The 16,191-nt window shown below is 62.6% G+C and carries 18 protein-coding genes; 8 read left to right on the top strand and 10 right to left on the bottom strand.

The features are described from left to right. Positions 1–58 precede the first annotated feature (58 nt). Entirely contained in the window at positions 59–1,243 is a 1,185-nt protein-coding gene (locus QN085_RS10845; protein WP_003257627.1) for a porin, read from the bottom strand. A gap of 217 nt (positions 1,244–1,460) precedes the next feature. Continuing rightward, a complete protein-coding gene (locus tag QN085_RS10840; RefSeq protein WP_013972163.1) occupies positions 1,461–2,348 on the bottom strand; it encodes a MerR family transcriptional regulator in 888 nt (295 codons plus the stop codon). 154 nt (positions 2,349–2,502) lie between these two features. On the opposite strand from QN085_RS10840, the gene QN085_RS10835 reads away from it, so the two are divergent. The 7 genes from QN085_RS10835 (at position 2,503) to QN085_RS10805 (ending at position 8,008) form a co-directional block, all read left to right on the top strand. Continuing rightward, positions 2,503–2,949 carry a PAS domain S-box protein gene (locus QN085_RS10835; protein ID WP_013972162.1) on the top strand — a complete coding sequence of 149 codons (447 nt, stop codon included), beginning with the start codon at positions 2,503–2,505 and terminating at the stop codon, positions 2,947–2,949. A 102-nt stretch (positions 2,950–3,051) separates the two neighbouring features. Then, a complete protein-coding gene (locus QN085_RS10830; protein WP_013972161.1) occupies positions 3,052–3,474 on the top strand; it encodes a nuclear transport factor 2 family protein in 423 nt (140 codons plus the stop codon). Next, a complete protein-coding gene (locus QN085_RS10825; protein WP_013972160.1) occupies positions 3,471–4,223 on the top strand; it encodes an SDR family NAD(P)-dependent oxidoreductase in 753 nt (250 codons plus the stop codon). Before QN085_RS10830 ends, QN085_RS10825 begins: the two co-directional genes overlap by 4 nt. Positions 4,224–4,229: 6 nt before the next feature. Beyond that, a complete protein-coding gene (locus tag QN085_RS10820; protein ID WP_013972159.1) occupies positions 4,230–5,477 on the top strand; it encodes an NAD(P)/FAD-dependent oxidoreductase in 1,248 nt (415 codons plus the stop codon). Continuing rightward, a complete protein-coding gene (locus QN085_RS10815) occupies positions 5,474–6,283 on the top strand; it encodes a DUF1365 domain-containing protein (protein WP_023661874.1) in 810 nt (269 codons plus the stop codon). The genes QN085_RS10820 and QN085_RS10815 overlap by 4 nt, the downstream gene beginning before the upstream one ends. Next, complete coding sequence (locus tag QN085_RS10810; RefSeq protein ID WP_023661873.1) at positions 6,258–7,520, top strand: SAM-dependent methyltransferase; 1,263 nt, start codon at positions 6,258–6,260, stop codon at positions 7,518–7,520. The genes QN085_RS10815 and QN085_RS10810 overlap by 26 nt, the downstream gene beginning before the upstream one ends. Beyond that, positions 7,520–8,008, top strand: a complete 489-nt coding sequence (locus tag QN085_RS10805; RefSeq protein ID WP_013972156.1) for a DUF2878 domain-containing protein — start codon at positions 7,520–7,522, stop codon at positions 8,006–8,008. Before QN085_RS10810 ends, QN085_RS10805 begins: the two co-directional genes overlap by 1 nt. Here the strand turns inward: QN085_RS10805 and QN085_RS10800 are convergent. Genes QN085_RS10800 through QN085_RS10790 form a run of 3 tightly spaced genes read right to left on the bottom strand, consistent with a single transcriptional unit; the run spans position 7,946 to position 10,216 of the window. Beyond that, complete coding sequence (locus QN085_RS10800) at positions 7,946–8,128, bottom strand: DUF2256 domain-containing protein (protein ID WP_285690831.1); 183 nt, start codon at positions 8,126–8,128, stop codon at positions 7,946–7,948. The two genes, QN085_RS10805 and QN085_RS10800, sit on opposite strands and share 63 nt — an antisense overlap. Continuing rightward, positions 8,125–9,651 carry a cryptochrome/photolyase family protein gene (locus tag QN085_RS10795; protein ID WP_023661872.1) on the bottom strand — a complete coding sequence of 509 codons (1,527 nt, stop codon included), beginning with the start codon at positions 9,649–9,651 and terminating at the stop codon, positions 8,125–8,127. The genes QN085_RS10800 and QN085_RS10795 overlap by 4 nt, the downstream gene beginning before the upstream one ends. A 43-nt stretch (positions 9,652–9,694) precedes the next feature. Next, a complete protein-coding gene (locus QN085_RS10790; protein ID WP_023661871.1) occupies positions 9,695–10,216 on the bottom strand; it encodes a chalcone isomerase family protein in 522 nt (173 codons plus the stop codon). Between the two features lie 158 nt (positions 10,217–10,374). Here QN085_RS10790 and QN085_RS10785 point away from each other — a divergent pair, with 158 nt between their 5' ends. After that, the gene (locus QN085_RS10785) at positions 10,375–11,145 is read left to right on the top strand and encodes an SDR family NAD(P)-dependent oxidoreductase (protein ID WP_023661870.1); all 771 of its coding nucleotides are present in this window, start codon (positions 10,375–10,377) and stop codon (positions 11,143–11,145) included. Between the two features lie 26 nt (positions 11,146–11,171). On the opposite strand, the gene QN085_RS10780 is transcribed toward QN085_RS10785, so the two are convergent. The 5 genes from QN085_RS10780 to QN085_RS10760 form a co-directional block, all read right to left on the bottom strand. Continuing rightward, positions 11,172–11,726 carry a helix-turn-helix domain-containing protein gene (locus QN085_RS10780; RefSeq protein WP_013972152.1) on the bottom strand — a complete coding sequence of 185 codons (555 nt, stop codon included), beginning with the start codon at positions 11,724–11,726 and terminating at the stop codon, positions 11,172–11,174. A 252-nt stretch (positions 11,727–11,978) separates the two neighbouring features. Then, positions 11,979–13,337 (bottom strand): aspartate aminotransferase family protein, encoded by a 1,359-nt coding sequence (locus tag QN085_RS10775; RefSeq protein WP_023661869.1) that lies wholly within the window; start codon positions 13,335–13,337, stop codon positions 11,979–11,981. Positions 13,338–13,407: 70 nt separating this feature from the next. Further along, positions 13,408–14,181, bottom strand: coding sequence for a gamma-glutamyl-gamma-aminobutyrate hydrolase family protein (locus QN085_RS10770; RefSeq protein WP_031324703.1), 774 nt, complete (start codon positions 14,179–14,181; stop codon positions 13,408–13,410). A 79-nt stretch (positions 14,182–14,260) separates the two neighbouring features. Continuing rightward, positions 14,261–15,607, bottom strand: coding sequence for a glutamine synthetase family protein (locus tag QN085_RS10765; protein ID WP_041506077.1), 1,347 nt, complete (start codon positions 15,605–15,607; stop codon positions 14,261–14,263). A gap of 27 nt (positions 15,608–15,634) precedes the next feature. Next, positions 15,635–16,189: a helix-turn-helix domain-containing protein gene (locus QN085_RS10760; protein ID WP_013972148.1), complete on the bottom strand. Its 555-nt coding sequence runs from the start codon at positions 16,187–16,189 to the stop codon at positions 15,635–15,637. Positions 16,190–16,191 lie beyond the last annotated feature (2 nt).

The following is a 16,191-nucleotide window of genomic DNA, read 5'->3' as shown; positions in this document are numbered from 1 at the left end:
CTTGCGTCGCGAAAGGGCTGCACAGCAGCCCCAGCAGTCTTGAGTCGAGGCCGAGGGCTTACCAGGTCAACACCGCCCCCACCGCAAAGGTATCGGTGTCTTCGTTCTGGTCACTGGTTTCATGGCCGTCGATGGAAAACTGGTTGTACTCGGCAACCAGCTTGAGGTTGTCGTTGACGTCATGGAACAGCGCCACGCCACGGGTTTCATAATCCGCACCACTGCCCACCGCACCGTTGCCATCGTCCTTGGTCTTGCCATACGACAGCGCCACCCGGTTCTTGCCGACCTTGTAGGAGCCCTGCAGCAGGTAGCCGTCGCTGTCGACATTGCGCAAGGTCGGTTCGCCAGCGTTGTTGGTGAAGAACGGGTTGATGCCCTTGGCCTGGAACCCCGAGCCGGTCAGCGACAGCCCCCCCATCTTCGCCTGCACACCGTAGCCGACACCTTTGGAGGTGACCGACTGCACCGCCGGGTCGGTGTTGTCGGAGGTCTGGTAGCTGCCGTTGAGCCAGCTGTAGATCTGCGCCCCACCCAGGTCGAACTGGTAGGTGATCTCGCTTTCGGTACGCGGGTTTTCCTGGTAGGCCTTGCCGGTCGGGCTGCTGTCGTTGGTGTCCACCGGGTCCATGATGCCCACCGCCACCCGCAGGCCGTCCATCACTGGGGTGCGATAGGTGATCTGCGAGGTGGGGAACGGGTACGGGTAGCCGCTACCGATGTTGCCGAACGAGACCCCGCCGCCGTCAACCAGCCCCAGGGTGTCACTGACCTGGCCATAACCGGCCAGCAGTTCGTCGAGCAGGATATTGGAACGGGCGAACAGCCCGAAGTCCTTGCCGATCAGCACCTCACCCCACTCGGGGTTGGCCACGGTGCCGTAGAACTGGCGCACGTCGATGGCGGTGTCGGTACCGTTGGTTTCGCTGTCGTTGATGGTCACCCAGAACGAGGCTCGCGCGCCGAGCTTCAGGTCATCCACCTGCTTGCCCATGTTGAAGCCCAGGTAGTTGGGCAGAAAGCCCATCTTCACCCGTGACTGGCGGCGATCGAACTGCTCGCCCTGCCGATCGACATCGCTGTTGACGTAGAAGGCGTTGATATAGCCGTCGGTGGAAAACGTCGTCTGGTCCTTGTCGTACAGCATGATCTCGGCCTGGGCCAGGCTGCTCAGGCAAAGGGTCGACAGGCTGACGGTAACAGCCGCCAGCAAACGTGGGGACAGATTCTTATTGTTGTACATGGCGCGCTCCGAAACGGGGACGGGATGTCGGAGGCGATTATCAGAAGCTGGCAAACAGCCAGAAACGCTGCCTTGGAGGGGGCTGCCAGATGCTTTGGGCCTGCGCGCGCGGCGTGATGATTCCGGCCCAGGACCGGGTTACGCCCAGAGGCAAGACTTCTGGCGTAACCCACAGGAGCAGGCGAGGATCAGTACGGCAGACTACGGCGGGCCCCTGTCAAAGGTCCAGGGCACCACTGAGCAAGGCGTTCAGCATGGGTGCGACGTCAGCGCGCTGCTCGTCCAGCAGACACAGCGGGAGGCCTTGCCAGGCTGGTTGTAAATCGGCCAATCCCTCGCCAATCAAGGCCAGCGGACAAACGATTGCCATTTGCAGCGAACGCAGCCGCCTGGCCAAGGCAGGGTCCACCGGCACCTGGACCTTGATCACCACTGCCGCGGGCTGCATTGCTGCACACAGCATGGGTATTTCTTCCAGCGGCTGCCCGCAACCGAGCACTTCGATGCGTTGCTGCTCGCTGCTCAACAGCAGCCCGGTGCACAACACCTGCAGTTCGGCTTGCCCCTCGGTGCCTGCCAGCAGCACGCGCGGTGCATCGGCCTGGTTCATCTGCAGGCGCATCAGCAGGCGGGCGCGCAGGAACATGTCCAGAAACAGCCATTGGCTACGCTGGCCCGGCGCAATGCCTGAGGCCAGGCCATGCCAGACTGGCATCAGCACATCACGCAGCACGGTGGCCTTGGGCAGGACGGTGAACAACTGCCCATGGATGCTTTCCAGCGCTTGTGTATCGAATGCCTTGGTTGCACGCTCCACGGCAGCGCGCCAGTCGTCGAACGCCGAGTGCTGCTGCACCGGCGCATCCGGCTGGCCTGCGAGCATGCCGCCTACCTTGCTGATGGGCACCCCATTGCCGGTCCAGCGCAAGATGTCGCGTATGCGCTGGACATCGCGAGCGCTATAAAGGCGATGGCCGCCCTCGGTGCGCTGCGGGCTTATCAACCCATGGCGCCGCTCCCATGCCCGCAAGGTCACCGGATTGATGCCGGTCAGGCTGACCACATCGCGCATGGGTAGCAAATCGGCTGGGGTGGCGTCAGTCATGATGAGGGTTTATCTGGGGGGTGGCACATTCTAAACCCATATGCACCTTCTGCGGCGAGCCTCCTTGGGTCATCATGCAACAAACGGCGCCGAGGCCTTCTGCACGCAGGCCAGGCTACGCACTTCGCATCCTAAATGCCTGTAGGTGGGCCCCATGATCAACGCGAAACTCATGCAACTGATGGTCGAGCATTCCAACGATGGCATCGTCGTCGCAGAGCAGGAGGGCGACGACAGCATCCTTATCTACGCCAACCCCGCCTTCGAGCGCCTGACCGGCTATCGCGCCGAGGACATCCTGTATCAGGACTGCCGTTTTCTGCAGGGCGACGATCATGACCAGGCCGGCCTTGCCAACATCCGCGAGGCGATCCGTGGAGGCCTGCCGTGCTGCCAGGTGCTGCGCAATTACCGCAAGGACGGAAGCTTGTTCTGGAACGAGTTGTCCGTCACGCCGGTGTACAACGAGGCGGACCAGTTGACGTACTACATCGGCATCCAGCGCGATGTCACAGCGCAGATTTTCGCTGAGGAGAAACTACGCGAGCTGGAGGCCGAGGTGGCTGAATTGCGCCGACAACTGGGCCAGGCGGAGCGCTGAACAAAACCTATACAAGATCGTTGACTTGTATAGATTTACGCTTAGACTTCAGATATACCTGTACAACAAGCCATTTCTGTACAGGATTTCCTGGAGTCCAGCATGTCAGCGTATCTGCAGCAATTCGCCGAGCACTTCAGCAGACTCGACGGGGGCAACCTCGGCCCCCTTGAAAAGCTGTACAGCGACGATGTCACCTTTCGCGATCCGTTGCATCAGATCCAGGGGCTGCGGGCTCTGCGAACCTATTTCGCGCAGTTGTACGCCAACGCTCATGACATTCGCTATGCCTTTTCCAGCATCGACGAAGTGATGCCCGGGCAAGGTTACCTGCGCTGGACCCTGCAGTTTCGCCACCCACGCCTGGCCCGCGGTCAGCAGATCAGCTTGCAGGGATGCAGTTACCTGCAATGGCATGACCGGGTCCATTTTCACCAGGACTATTTCGACGCAGCAGCCCTGCTCTACGAACATGTTCCGGTCATGGGCGGTGCGATTCGATGGCTCAAAGGCCGGATGGCATGAGCCGCTGCTGGCTGACAGGCGCAAGCAGCGGTATCGGTGCCGCACTTGCACAATGCCTGCTGGAGCAAGGCCACCAGGTCGCCTTGGGCGCACGGCATGCAGATCGTCTGGCCCCGTTGGCTGAACGTTTTCCCGGGCAGGTGCTGCTGGCCATTGGCGACCTGGACGACCCCGTACAGGTCGCCGGGATCGCAACCCGTATCGAGCAGGCCTGGGGAGCGCTGGACAGGGTGATCCTCAATGCAGGCACCTGCGAGTACCTGGAGCCGGACCATTTCGACCCTGCCTTGGTCGAGCGTGTGGTCCGTACCAATTTCCTTGCTGTCAGCTACTGCCTGGCAGCGGCCCTGCCCTTGCTTCGCGCCGGTCAACGCCCTCATCTGGTGGTCATGGGCAGTTCGGTGACCTGGCTGGCCTTGCCCCGTGCCGGCGCCTATGGCGCGTCCAAGGCAGCCGTGCGTTATCTGGTGGAATCGCAGCGCATCGACCTGGCCCGCGAAGGCATCGCCGTCACCCTCGTCAACCCGGGCTTTGTCGACACGCCATTGACCCGTCGCAACGATTTCCCCATGCCGCAGCTGTGGTCGGCGCAGCGCGCAGCCAGCCATATTGCCAAACGCCTTCCCGAGCGCCCGCTGGAAATCAACTTCCCCCGGCTTTTCATCCTGGTATTGCGCCTGCTTGGCGCACTGCCCGCGCGCCTGCGCCTGGGGCTTGGGCAACGCCTTGCCCGTCATGAACAGGAATGATGATCCATGCGTATAGCAATCATCGGCAGCGGCATTGCAGGGCTGTCCTGCGCTCATCTGCTGTCACGCAAGCATGAGGTGACGGTTTTCGAAGCCGAGAAATGGATCGGGGGCCACACGCATACCCTCGATGTGATCTGGCAGGGTGAACGCCATGCAATAGATACCGGCTTCATCGTCTTCAATGACTGGACCTACCCGCACTTCATCCGCTTGCTCGACCACCTGAAGGTCGCCTCACGGCCGACCGAAATGAGTTTCTCGGTGCATGATCCGGTCACTGGCCTGGAATACAACGGGCACGACCTGAATACCCTGTTCGCCCAACGCCGCAACCTGGTGTCCCCGGGGTTCTGGGGGATGCTACGGGATATTCTGCGTTTCAATCGTCAGGCACTCGCCGACCTGGATAACCAGCGTATCGATGCCAACGCGACCCTGGGCGCCTACCTCCGGGCTCAGCGCTATGGACAGCGCTTCATCGACCATTACATCGTACCGATGGGGTCGGCGATCTGGTCGATGTCCCGCGCGGACATGCTCGGCTTCCCACTTGCGTTCTTTGTGCGGTTTTGTCGCAACCACGGCTTGTTGTCGGTCAACCAACGTCCACAGTGGCGCGTGATCGAAGGGGGTTCGCGCAGCTATGTCAGTCCGCTGTGCCGGCCGTTTGCCGGGCGCATCCGCCTCGACTGCAAGGTTTTCCGGGTCAGCCGCGACGAAGGTGGCGTCACCCTGACGAGCGCTGCCGGTACCGAGCGTTTCGACAATGTGGTGTTCGCCTGCCACAGCGACCAGGCCCTGGCTTTGCTCGAAGCGCCGAGCGTGCAGGAACGGGAAGTGCTCGGCGCCATCGGTTATGCCAGCAACGATGTGGTGCTGCACACCGATACCCGTCTGCTACCCCGCCGCAAGCGCGCCTGGGCCAGCTGGAACTACCGTCTCGGCGGGCCGCAGCAGGCGCCTGCCGCGCTGACCTACAACATGAACATTCTGCAAGGTATCCAGGCACCGACGACCTTCTGCGTGAGCCTCAACCAGACCGCGCTGGTGGATCCGGCGCAGATCATTGCCCGCTTCCAGTACGACCATCCGCAATACAGCCTTGCGGCGTGCGCCGCGCAGGCGCGCCAGGCGCAGCTGCAGGGCCAGCGCCACAGTTACTTCTGCGGCGCCTACTGGGGCAACGGCTTTCACGAGGATGGCGTAGTCAGTGCGTTGAAGGTGGCCGCGCATTTCGGAGAGCACCTGTGAACAGCAGCCTTTGCGTGGGCTGGGTCAGCCACCGGCGCCTGGCGCCGCGCCCCCACGCCTTCCGCTACAGGATCGGCATGTTCTACCTGGACCTGGACGAGCAAGCCTTGCTGACAGGCCTGTCACGCTGGCTGTGGCGCTGGCGCCTGGCGCCGCTGAGCTGGAACCAGGCAGATTACCTGCCAGCCCAGACCCGCCGGGGCGAGACCCTGGCCCAGGCCGCACGTTTGCTGGTGCGCAGCGCGACGGGAGAAATGCCTGAGGGGCCGGTGCACCTGCTCACGCAATTGCGTTGCTGGGGGCTGTCGTTCAACCCGGTCAGTTTCTATTTCTGCCATGACCGCGACGGACGGCTGACGGCAATCCTGCTGGAGGTGCGAAACACACCATGGCGTGAACGCTTCCATTACGTGCTGCCGGTGCGCGGAAACCTTGCCGGGCCCTTCACCGTCGCCAAGGCCTTCCATGTGTCGCCGTTCATGCCACTGCACATGGACTATCGCTTGCGCTTCGCCCTGGACGCTGAACATGTGCGCATCCACATGGAGAACTGGCAAGGCGATAGCAAGGTGTTCGAGGCCGACCTGGCCTTGCAACGCCAGGCGCTGGATAGAGCCGCTGTGCACCGATACGTACTGGCCTTCCCATGGATGAGCCTGCGCACCGTCTCGGCCATTTACTGGCAGGCATTGCGCCTGCTGTTCAAACGCACACCCGTCCATGACCACACGGCCAGCCAGCGTGACCTGGCGCTCGGCCATTCCTGCGAGGACCCTGATGATGTCGAACCCCACCCTGAGCGTTAGCAAGTTCGCAGGCCTCGGGCCATTGTTCGGCGGGCTGGCACGAAATGCCGTGCTCGCCCGGCTGGGCAGGCTGCGCCATGGCCACCTGCGCCTGCTCAGCCACGGGCAGCAGTGGAGTTTCGGTGACGCCCACAGCCCGTTGCAGGCCGAGGTGGAGATCCTTGATGACATCACCTGGGGCCTGATAGCCGGCAATGGCTCGATCGGTGCTGGCGAAGCCTACATTCACGGCTATTGGCGCAGTCCCGACCTGGCGCTGGTGACTCGTCTGTTCGTCGCAAACCTTGAGGTACTTGACGCCCTCGAGGGGGGCCTGGCCCGCTTGGGCCGCCCTGCCCTGCGGTTGCAGCACAAACTCAACCGCAACAACAGGCGTGGTGCCCGCCGCAATATTCTGGCGCACTACGATCTGGGCAATGCCCTGTTCGAGCGGCTGCTCGACCCCACCATGATGTATTCGGCAGCTCAGTTCGAACACCCGGGGCAGACACTGGAGCAAGCACAGCTGCACAAGCTGGAGCGCATCTGCCAGAAGCTGGAGCTGAGCCCTGCCGACCACCTGCTGGAGATCGGCTGCGGGTGGGGCAGCCTGGCGATCCACGCCGCCACCCGATATGGCTGCAAGGTCACCACCACCACGCTTTCCGAGGCGCAGTACAGCCATACCCTGCAACGCGTTCAGGCCCTGGGGCTGGAGCAGCGGGTGAAAGTGCTTCGCGAAGACTACCGCGATCTTCAAGGCACCTTCGACAAACTGGTCTCGATCGAGATGATCGAGGCTGTCGGCCACCGTTACCTGCCGGTGTATTTCCGCCAGTGCGCCTCGCTACTCAAGGCCGACGGCCTGATGCTGTTGCAAGCGATCACCATACGCGACCAGCGCTATGAGCAGGCGCGGCGGTCGGTCGATTTCATCCAGCGCTACATCTTCCCCGGTGGCGCACTGCCTTCATTGAGCGTGATGCTGGAAACTGCCAGCCGGCACACCGCACTCAACCTCTTGCACATGGAAGATTTCGGCCAGGACTATGCCCACACATTGCGGCATTGGCGAGAAAACCTGCGCCAGGCACGCGCAGCGCTGACGGACCTGGGCTACGACGACATGTTCCAGCGCCTGTGGGAGTTCTACCTGTGTTACTGCCAAGGCGGTTTCGAGGAGCGCACCATCGGTGTCGCGCATCTGCTCTGGGCAGCGCCCCAGGCACGGCGCGCGCCCTTGCCTGGCAGTGCCTGATGAGCCGTGGCTGGCTGCTCGCCAATGCCTTGTGGCTACAGGCTGGCTGGTGGCTATGCGTACTGGGGGCCGAAAAGCCCTTCCTGTCGATGCTGGTGATTGCTGGCCTGGCCGTGCATCTGAGCCTGTGCCCGGCCGTCCACGCAGAGGTCAAGGCGCTGTTGCTGGTAACGCCGGTCGGGTGTGTGCTGGATAGCGTGCTGGGCGCGCTGGGCGTGTTCAGCTTCGACACCTGGCCATTGCCGCTGTGGCTTGTGCTGCTGTGGCTGGTACTGGCCAGCGGCATGCGCCATAGCCTGGCATGGGCCGACAGGCACTGGCAGCTCGGTGCACTGCTGGGTGCAGTTGGCGGCCCGCTGGCCTATGTAGGCGGAGCGGGGCTGGCAAATGTCGACTTGCCCATGGGCCCACTGGTAACCGGCCTGCTACTGATGCCGATATGGGCCGTTACCCTCCCCCTGCTCGTGCGCCTTGCGGTGCGGTGCTGACTTGCGGCATCGTTCGGAGCAGTAGCGCACCTGCTCCCAGCAACGTGACCAGCGCTTGCGCCAGCTTAACGGCCGCCCACACACCACGCAGACCTTGCTGGGCAAAAGACCCTTTTTCATATCGGTTGCGCCGCATCGAGTCGCGCCAAAAGTGACTGGCCACGCTGCCAGATGGCATCGCGACGGTCAGCCGACATGCCATCGAGGTTTCGATAGACCAGCGCCAGACGCGGGTTGGCCGAAAGCAGGTGGCGATGACGGATGAGAAAATGCCAGTACAGGGCATTGAACGGGCAGGCACCTTCCTCGGCCACCTGGTCAACCCTGTAACTGCAGGCCTTGCAATGATCGGACATGCGCTGGATGTAGCGACCGCTGGCGCAGTAAGGCTTGGAGCCCAGGTAGCCGCCGTCGGCGTACATCACCATACCAAGCGTGTTGGGCAGTTCGACCCAGTCGAAGGCATCCATGTAGACAGCCAGGTACCACTCACAGATTGCGGTGGGCGCGATACCGGCCAACAAGGCGAAGTTGCCGGTGACCATCAGGCGCTGGATATGGTGAGCGTAACCCAAGCGAAGGGTTTGCCCGATGGCCTGCTCCATGCAGCGCATGCGGGTGCGACCGGTCCAGTAGAATTCCGGCAACGCTCGCTCGTTACCCAGGTAATTGAGCGCGGCATACTCCGGCATGCGCAGCCAATAGATGCCGCGTACATACTCACGCCAGCCGATCAGCTGGCGGATGAAGCCCTCTGCGGCATTGAGCGGCACTCGCCCCTCGCGCCAGGCCTTGTCGACCCCGTCGCATAGAAAACGCACATCAAGAAGCCCGATGTTGAGTGCTGCACTGATGCGCGCATGGAACAGGTACGGCTCGCCCTCGGCCATCGCATCCTGGTAGTCACCGAAAGCCGCCAGGCCGAAATCCAGAAAGTGTTGCCAGAGCTGCTGTGCCTCGGCATGGGTCACCGGGTAGTCGAAACCGTCGATGGCTCCGTAGTGGTCGCTGAAGCGTTGCCGTACCAGGGCTATGACTGCAGCTGTGATGTCGTCCTGTGCGAAATGTGCGGCGAAGGGGCCACGTAGCTGGCGAGGCAAGGCCTTGCGGTTGTCGCCATCGAGATTCCAGGTTCCACCTGCCGGGCTGCCGTCAGGCTCCAGCAGCAGGCCGGTGCGTTTGCGCATGCCACGGTAGAAGTGTTCCATGCGCAGTTGGCCGCGCTCCCGGGCCCAGCGCGCGAAAGCTTCGCGAGAGCATAGAAATCGCGTGTCGCGATGCCACACAAGCGGCAGTGCGGCATCGCGCAACGCCTGCTCCAGGCGCCACTCTCCGCACTCGGTCAGGTGAATATGCGTGGCTCCCAGGGCCTGCTGCCAGCGCCGCAACTCGCCAACGATGGTTCCGCTGTTGCCGTCATCATCGAGTTGCACATAATGCACCTGCCAACCGCGCTCGCGCAGTGCCAGTGCGAAGTGCCGCATGGCGCTGAAGATCAGGACGATCTTCAGCGGATGATGCGGCACGTACCTGGCCTCCCCTTCCACTTCCGCCATCAGCACAGCATCGCGGGCAGGATCGAGGGCGTTGAGGCTTGCCAGGTCGAAGGACAGCTGGTCACCCAGTACCAGACCCAGGCGCATCTTCAGGCTACCCCTGGCTGGTCAGCGTTACCGTTATGCAGATTCATGGCATGCCCCCCAGCAGACGCTGACGCAGTTGTTGATCCCTGGCCCGCGGATCGAGCCAGATGGCGAAGAACGCCCGTGCAAAAACGGGGTCGGCGACCGCCCGGCTGAGTTTGCCATCGACGTAGAAGCGGCAGCCCTGCCCCGGCATGTACAAGCCGGTGATGCGCATGCCTGGCTGTACATCCACAAACGCCTGCTGCATGGCTTGGGACCACGCCGCGCGCCGCTGCGGCGTCACGTTTTCAGGTGCCAGCCGGTACATTTCCTCGAGGCTGGCCTGTACCAGCGTGTCCCTGGACAGGCTTCGGTGATAGGCCAGCTCAAGGGCAAAAGGCCGGCTCCAGTCCTGGACCGGACCTGCCGCCCAGAGCTGTGCGGTGTAAAGGCGCAAGCCAAACCAGCTGAACTCACCGACGCCCAGCCGTTGCGCTGCCGGCAGCTCCGCTCGCCAGTCCGCCGCCTCCGACAGGGCAGTCAATAGCAGGCAAAGCCAGGCCCAACGAGTTGTGTGCCCCATACTGACCTCGAGCACGTGAAATACCTATACAATATTAGAAACTATGTACAGTTTTTTATGAGGTTGTACAACTTTTACTTGCGGGTCTCAGGGCCTTGTTTCGGCAGAGCCAGTGACAGTGGCATACCAGCGTCGGCGCCGGCAAAGGAGGCAGTTCAGTGAGCCTTATCAATAACCTTCATACCCCCGCCAACGTGCTGGTCTGCGGAGCCAGCCAGGGGATCGGCCTTGCACTGTGCACCCAGCTGCTGGCGCGCGACGACATCGGACGGGTGTTTGCCGTCTCGCGACATGCCACCAGCAGCCCTGCGCTGGATGCTTTGTTCGCCGAGCACCCACGACAGTTGGTTCGCATCGACTGCGACGCGTGTTCCGAAGTGGCACTGCAAACACTGGCGGCGCGGGTGGGAGCCTGCTGCAACCACTTGAACCTTGTATTTTGCACGCTTGGGGTGCTGCAAGCGCCGCCCGCGCGGGCCGAAAAAGCGCTGACACAGGTAGATATGGCGGGGCTGCTGGCCAGCTTCACGACCAACTGTTTCGCCCCTGTCCTGCTGCTCAGGCACTTGCTGCCCTTGTTGCGACAGCAACCGATGACCTATGTGGCGCTGTCGGCGCGGGTCGGGTCGATCAGCGACAATCATCTTGGCGGGTGGTACAGCTATCGCGCCAGCAAGGCCGCGCTCAACCAGCTTATGCGTACCGCGAGCATCGAGCTCAAGCGACTGAACCCTGCTTCCACGGTACTGTTGCTGCATCCCGGGACCACCGACACCCGCCTTTCCCAACCCTTTCAGGGCAATGTGGCGCCAGGAAAACTGTTCTCGCCGGCGTTTGCAGCGACATGCATCCTAGCGCTGGTGAGCCGACACGGCCCGGAACAGAGCGGTACATTCTGGGCGTGGGACGGGACACCGATTGCCTGGTGACTCCAGAGCCAGCCTGGATTCCCCTCTCAGCTGAATACCCAGAGCACGCGGGTGAGCTTGTCTGTCAGGTTGGCGTAACGAAAGCTCGCGTGGGGTTGCAGCTGAAAACTGTCATTGGCGCGCAGCGTTACCGGCTCGCCGCCATCCAGCCAGACGGTCAGTTCGCCTTCGAGCACGAAGCAGCCCTGCTCCGAGCTGTCATCCAGGTACTCCTCGCCACTGCTGGCCCCCGGCTCCAGGTGGCTGTCGAGCATGGAGAACGCGCCCGTTATCGTGGGGGATGCCAGCACATCGGTGATGCCACCGGCCAGGTGAAGGGTACGACGCTCGTGAGGGCGGGTGACCCAGTCGAGCTCGCGGGGCTGGTCCAGCTTGTAGAAATAGGCCGTGGAGACGCCGAGCTCTTCGCTGATAGCCGTGAGGTCGGCCACGGTTGGGCGGGATACGCCCCGTTCGACCTGGGACAGAAAGCCCACCGAACGGCCGATGCGCTGCGCCAGTTCGCCCAGTGTCAGGCCCTTGAACTTGCGCAGGTCGCGAATCAGTACGGCCAGGCCTTCGATCTCTTCGTGCACTTTCATGGTTGAATCGCGACTACGGATGGGAAAATTGATGCCCTGAAAAGTACATGATTCATTTCACAAAGCAAGATGCTTCGCGGCATTGCAAGATGCCGGCGACGATATGCCTGCGACTGTCTAGCCCAGACTCCAGAAGTTTGTGCGATCCCTGTGGGAGCGGGTTTACCCGCGAACACGGACGAAGTCCGTGCCATCCACCGCGGCGCCTGCTTCGCGGGTAAACCCGCTCCTACAGGTATCAGACCCAGACGCTCAGCGAACAGCCTCGTACGTCAGGTCCAGACACTTGCGGGCTTTTTCCACCAGTTCGTCGATCTCCTCGATGCTGATAACCAGCGGCGGCGCGATGATCATGGTGTCGCCCACGGCACGCATGATCAGGCCGTTGTCGAAGCAGTGCTGGCGACAGATCATGCCGACACCTTTGCCTTCATAGCGCGCGCGGGTGGCCTTGTCCTTCACCAGCTCGATCGCACCGAGCATGCCCAGGCCGCGTACCTCGCCTACCAGCGGGTGGTCCGCCAGCTCGCGCAGGCGTCGTTGCAGGTAAGGCGCGGTCTTGTCGTGCACCTGCTCGATGATCTTTTCGTCACGCAGGATCCGCAGGTTCTCAAGGCCGACCGCAGCCGCCACCGGGTGGCCGGAATAGGTGAAGCCGTGGTTGAAGTCGCCGCCTTCGCTGATGACTTTGGCCACTTCATCTCGCACGATCACGCCGCCCATGGGGATATAGCCGGAGGTAAGGCCCTTGGCGATGGTCATCAGGTCGGGCTTGAGGTCGTAGTAGTCGCTACCGAACCACTCGCCTGTACGGCCGAAGCCGCAGATCACTTCGTCAGCGACGAAGAGGATGTCGTACCTGGCCAGGATCTCCTTCACCTTCGGCCAGTAGGTCTGCGGTGGAATGATCACCCCGCCAGCGCCCTGGATCGGTTCGGCGATGAAGGCGGCAACGTTGTCCACGCCAACTTCGAGGATCTTTTTCTCCAGCTGTTCGGCCGCCCACACGCCGAAGTCGGCCTCGGTCATGTCGCCGCCTTCGCCATACCAGTATGGCTGCGGGATATGCACGATATCCGGGATCAGCCCGCCCTGCTGGTGCATGCCGCTCATGCCGCCCAGGCCCGCGCCGGCCACGGTGGAGCCGTGGTAACCGTTGATTCGGCCGATGATGACCTTCTTGTTCTTCTGGCCCTTGAGCGCCCAGTAATGGCGGACCATTCGCAGCACGGTGTCGTTGCCTTCGGAGCCAGAGCCGGTGAAGAACACGTGAGTCATGCCTTGCGGGGCCACATCGGCGATCGCCTTGGCCAGTTCCAGCGCGGGCGGGTGCGCGGTCTGGAAGAACAGGTTGTAGTACGGCAGCTGCTTCATCTGCTGGCTGGCGACGTCGGCCAGCTCATCGCGCCCATAGCCCACCGCCACACACCACAGGCCCGCCATGCCATCGAGAATCTTGTGGCCCTCGCTGTCCCAGAGGTACACACCTTTGGCCGAGGTGATGATGCGCGGGCCTTTCTCGGCCAGCTGCCGAACATCGCTGAACGGGGCCAGGTGGTGGTCGCGGCTCATGGCTTGCCAGGCAAGGGTCTGCGAATTCTGCTCACTCATTGACTTCACTCCATCAAGTTGCGCAGCCGTGCTGCGCAGGTACTTTTTTTGTAATTGGGAAAGATCGCTGTCAGGCGGTCTTCAACAGCATCTGGCGCAGTACCGAGCGATGCCGGCAGGCCTTGCCAAAGGACTGGAAGATGGTCAGGTAATGCGGGTTGTCCATGACCTGGTACTCGGGGTGCCATTGCACGGCCAGGGCAAAGCCTTTGCTGTTCTCGACCGAAACAGCTTCCACCAGGCCATCGGGTGCCAGCGCCTCCACCCTCAGCCCGGGGGCCAGTACATCGATGCCCTGGCCGTGGATGGAATTGACATCGATGACCGCTGGCAAACCCATGCGGTCGAGCATGCCGCCGGGCTCTATATGCAGGGCGTGACGCGGGCCGTATTGCTTTTCGATGGGCTCACCCTTGCTTTCGCGGTGGTCCATGAACATGCCGGTCTCATGCACTTTCTGGTGCAAGGTGCCACCCAGCGCCACGTTCATTTCCTGGAAACCACGGCAGATGCCCAGCACCGGCACTCCGGCGGCGATGGCCGCACGCATCAGTGGCAGTGTGGTGGCATCACGCAGCGGATCGTGATGGGTGCCCGCTGCACTGGCCGGTCCGTTGTAGTGGAACGGTTCGATGTTGGACGGCGAACCGGTGAAGATCAGCCCATCCACCACGTCGAGAACATCGGCGCTGTCCATCAGGTCTGCGAGGCTGGGTATCACGATGGGCAGCCCACACGCTGCCTTGGCCGCCGCGCGCGCGTACTTCTCGCTGATGGTCTGGGTTGCATGCAGCTCGATCATGCTGGTGCATGCGGTAATGCCGATAACGGGCACACGTGGCATATCTTCCTCCGGCAAATCCATATTGCGCGTTGTATTGAAACGGTAGAAAGGCAGGGTGCAGCGGCGCTGCCCCCGGCACCTACAGGAACCAGCGGTATTCGCGGGCATCGATGTGGCGCATGAAGTCCAGTTGCTCCTGGTATTTGTTTTCGCAGTAGACCATCACGAATTCACTGCCCAGGCCCTCGTTCACCTCCGGGTGGTGACGCATGGCCGCCAGGGCACTGAAGGCATCCTTGGGGAACTCGATGCCGCTCTGGCGGTTGTCGTTCAGCGGGGCAATGGGCTCGACGCCACGCTCCAGGCCATGCTCCATCCCGGTCAGGATGGCCGCCAGCACCAGGTACGGGTTGGCATCGGCACCGGCGAGGCGGTGTTCGATGCGCAGGTTGCGGGGGTCGGACTCGGGGATGCGAATACACGCATCGCGATCTTCGAAACCCCAGCTGGCCTTGCTCGCCGCGTTTACCATGGCGCCGTAACGGCGGTAGGCATTGTGGTTCGGGGCGAAGATCGGCATGCAGTGGGGCAGCAACTCCAGGCACCCTGCCACCGCATGGCGCAGCTTGCGCTGGTCATCGCCGGCGAGGATGTTGTTGCCGGCGTTGTCGTACAGGCTGACGTGCACATGCATGCCGCTGCCCGGCGCATCGAGGTACGGCTTGCTCATGAAGCTGGCTCGGTAGCCGTGCTTCATCGCGATACCGCGGGTACTGCGGCAGAACAGCGCCGACCAGTCCGCCGCGCTCATGGCATCGTCGCTGTGCGAGAAGTTGATCTCGAACTGGCCGGGGCCCAGCTCCGCGGTGATCACGTTCGCCGGCACGCCCTGCTCGTTGGCGCCATCGACCATCTCGTGCAGCACCGGTGCAAAGCGCGACAGCCGCTCGATGTGCATGTTCGGCTGGTCGTCGTGGTCGTCGGTCGCCTTGTCGCGTGGGTACTGTGGCAGGCCGTTATCGAGCTTGCGGTCGAACAGGTAGAACTCCAGCTCGAAGGCCACCACCGGGCGAATGCCGCGCCTGGCCAGGCGCTGGATCACCCGGGCCAGCACTTCACGGGGCTCGAACTCGATGGGCTTGGCGGTGCCGTCGGAGGTGATGAGCATCTGCGCGATCGGTTCCTTTTCCCAGCGCACCGGCCTGAGGGTACCCGGCACCAGGCGGCGGGCGGCATCCGGGTCGCCGTCGGCGAAGCAGTAGTCACCGATCGGGTAGAGCCCCCCCTGGGTGCCCAGCAACACGCAGTTCTGCGGCAACTTCAGCGGCGTGCCGGCTGCGACTTTTTCCAGCATGTCCATGGGGTAGCGCTTGCCGTAGAAGTGCCCGGGGATATCCAGCGCAATCAGGTCGACATAACGTATTTCTGGGTGTTTCGCTCGGAACGAGCGCACTTCAGTCAGCAGATCCGGAAAGACGACACTCATCTTCTTGTCCTTGTGAGGTGAACGAATTCAGTTGAAGACCCAGAGCACGCGGGTGGTTTTTTCCGTCAGGTTGGCGTAACGGAACTGCGCGTGGGGGTGCAGCTGGAAGCAGTCGTTGGCCTGCAGGGTCACGGCGTCGCCGTGGTCCAGCCAGACCGTGAGTTCGCCTTCGAGCACGAAACAGCCCTGCTCGGATCGGTCGGTCAGGTACAGCTCGCCACTGCTGGCGCCTGGCTCGAGATGGCTGTCGAGCATGGAGAACGCGCCGCCGATGGTGGGCGAAGCCAGCACATCGGTGATGCCCGACTCGAGGTACAGCGTGCGCCGCTCGTGGGGGCGCGTGACCCAGCTGACGCTGCGGGGCTTGCTCAGGTTGTAGAAGTACGCGGTGGATACGCCGAGCGCTTCACTGATGGCGGTGAGATCGGCCACGGTAGGGCGCGAAACACCGCGCTCGACCTGGGACAGAAAGCCGACCGAGCGGTTGATGCGCTCGGCCAGTTCGCCCAGGGTCAGGTTCTTGAATTTGCGCAGGTCGTGAATAAGGATCGCGAGGGCTTCAACCTCTTCGTGCATCTTCATCG

Source organism: Pseudomonas sp. M2(2023), from assembly GCF_030263955.1.
Lineage (GTDB): Bacteria > Pseudomonadota > Gammaproteobacteria > Pseudomonadales > Pseudomonadaceae > Aquipseudomonas > Aquipseudomonas asiatica.
The sequence above is the reverse complement of the archived record's forward strand: the minus strand, read 5'-3'. Positions and strand labels throughout refer to the sequence as shown.

Excerpts from the sequence above, each read along its gene's own strand:
- QN085_RS10835 (WP_013972162.1), top strand. The coding sequence starts at position 2,503 with ATGATCAACGCGAAACTCATGCAACTGATGGTCGAGCATTCCAACGAT.
- QN085_RS10845 (WP_003257627.1), bottom strand. The coding sequence starts at position 1,243 with ATGTACAACAATAAGAATCTGTCCCCACGTTTGCTGGCGGCTGTTACC.
- QN085_RS10820 (WP_013972159.1), top strand. The coding sequence starts at position 4,230 with ATGCGTATAGCAATCATCGGCAGCGGCATTGCAGGGCTGTCCTGCGCT.
- QN085_RS10805 (WP_013972156.1), top strand. The coding sequence starts at position 7,520 with ATGAGCCGTGGCTGGCTGCTCGCCAATGCCTTGTGGCTACAGGCTGGC.
- QN085_RS10765 (WP_041506077.1), bottom strand. The coding sequence starts at position 15,607 with ATGAGTGTCGTCTTTCCGGATCTGCTGACTGAAGTGCGCTCGTTCCGA.
- QN085_RS10780 (WP_013972152.1), bottom strand. The coding sequence starts at position 11,726 with ATGAAAGTGCACGAAGAGATCGAAGGCCTGGCCGTACTGATTCGCGAC.
- QN085_RS10795 (WP_023661872.1), bottom strand. The coding sequence starts at position 9,651 with ATGCGCCTGGGTCTGGTACTGGGTGACCAGCTGTCCTTCGACCTGGCA.
- QN085_RS10825 (WP_013972160.1), top strand. The coding sequence starts at position 3,471 with ATGAGCCGCTGCTGGCTGACAGGCGCAAGCAGCGGTATCGGTGCCGCA.
- QN085_RS10840 (WP_013972163.1), bottom strand. The coding sequence starts at position 2,348 with ATGACTGACGCCACCCCAGCCGATTTGCTACCCATGCGCGATGTGGTC.
- QN085_RS10775 (WP_023661869.1), bottom strand. The coding sequence starts at position 13,337 with ATGAGTGAGCAGAATTCGCAGACCCTTGCCTGGCAAGCCATGAGCCGC.
- QN085_RS10790 (WP_023661871.1), bottom strand. The coding sequence starts at position 10,216 with ATGGGGCACACAACTCGTTGGGCCTGGCTTTGCCTGCTATTGACTGCC.
- QN085_RS10830 (WP_013972161.1), top strand. The coding sequence starts at position 3,052 with ATGTCAGCGTATCTGCAGCAATTCGCCGAGCACTTCAGCAGACTCGAC.
- QN085_RS10760 (WP_013972148.1), bottom strand. The coding sequence starts at position 16,189 with ATGAAGATGCACGAAGAGGTTGAAGCCCTCGCGATCCTTATTCACGAC.
- QN085_RS10770 (WP_031324703.1), bottom strand. The coding sequence starts at position 14,181 with ATGCCACGTGTGCCCGTTATCGGCATTACCGCATGCACCAGCATGATC.
- QN085_RS10810 (WP_023661873.1), top strand. The coding sequence starts at position 6,258 with ATGTCGAACCCCACCCTGAGCGTTAGCAAGTTCGCAGGCCTCGGGCCA.
- QN085_RS10800 (WP_285690831.1), bottom strand. The coding sequence starts at position 8,128 with ATGAAAAAGGGTCTTTTGCCCAGCAAGGTCTGCGTGGTGTGTGGGCGG.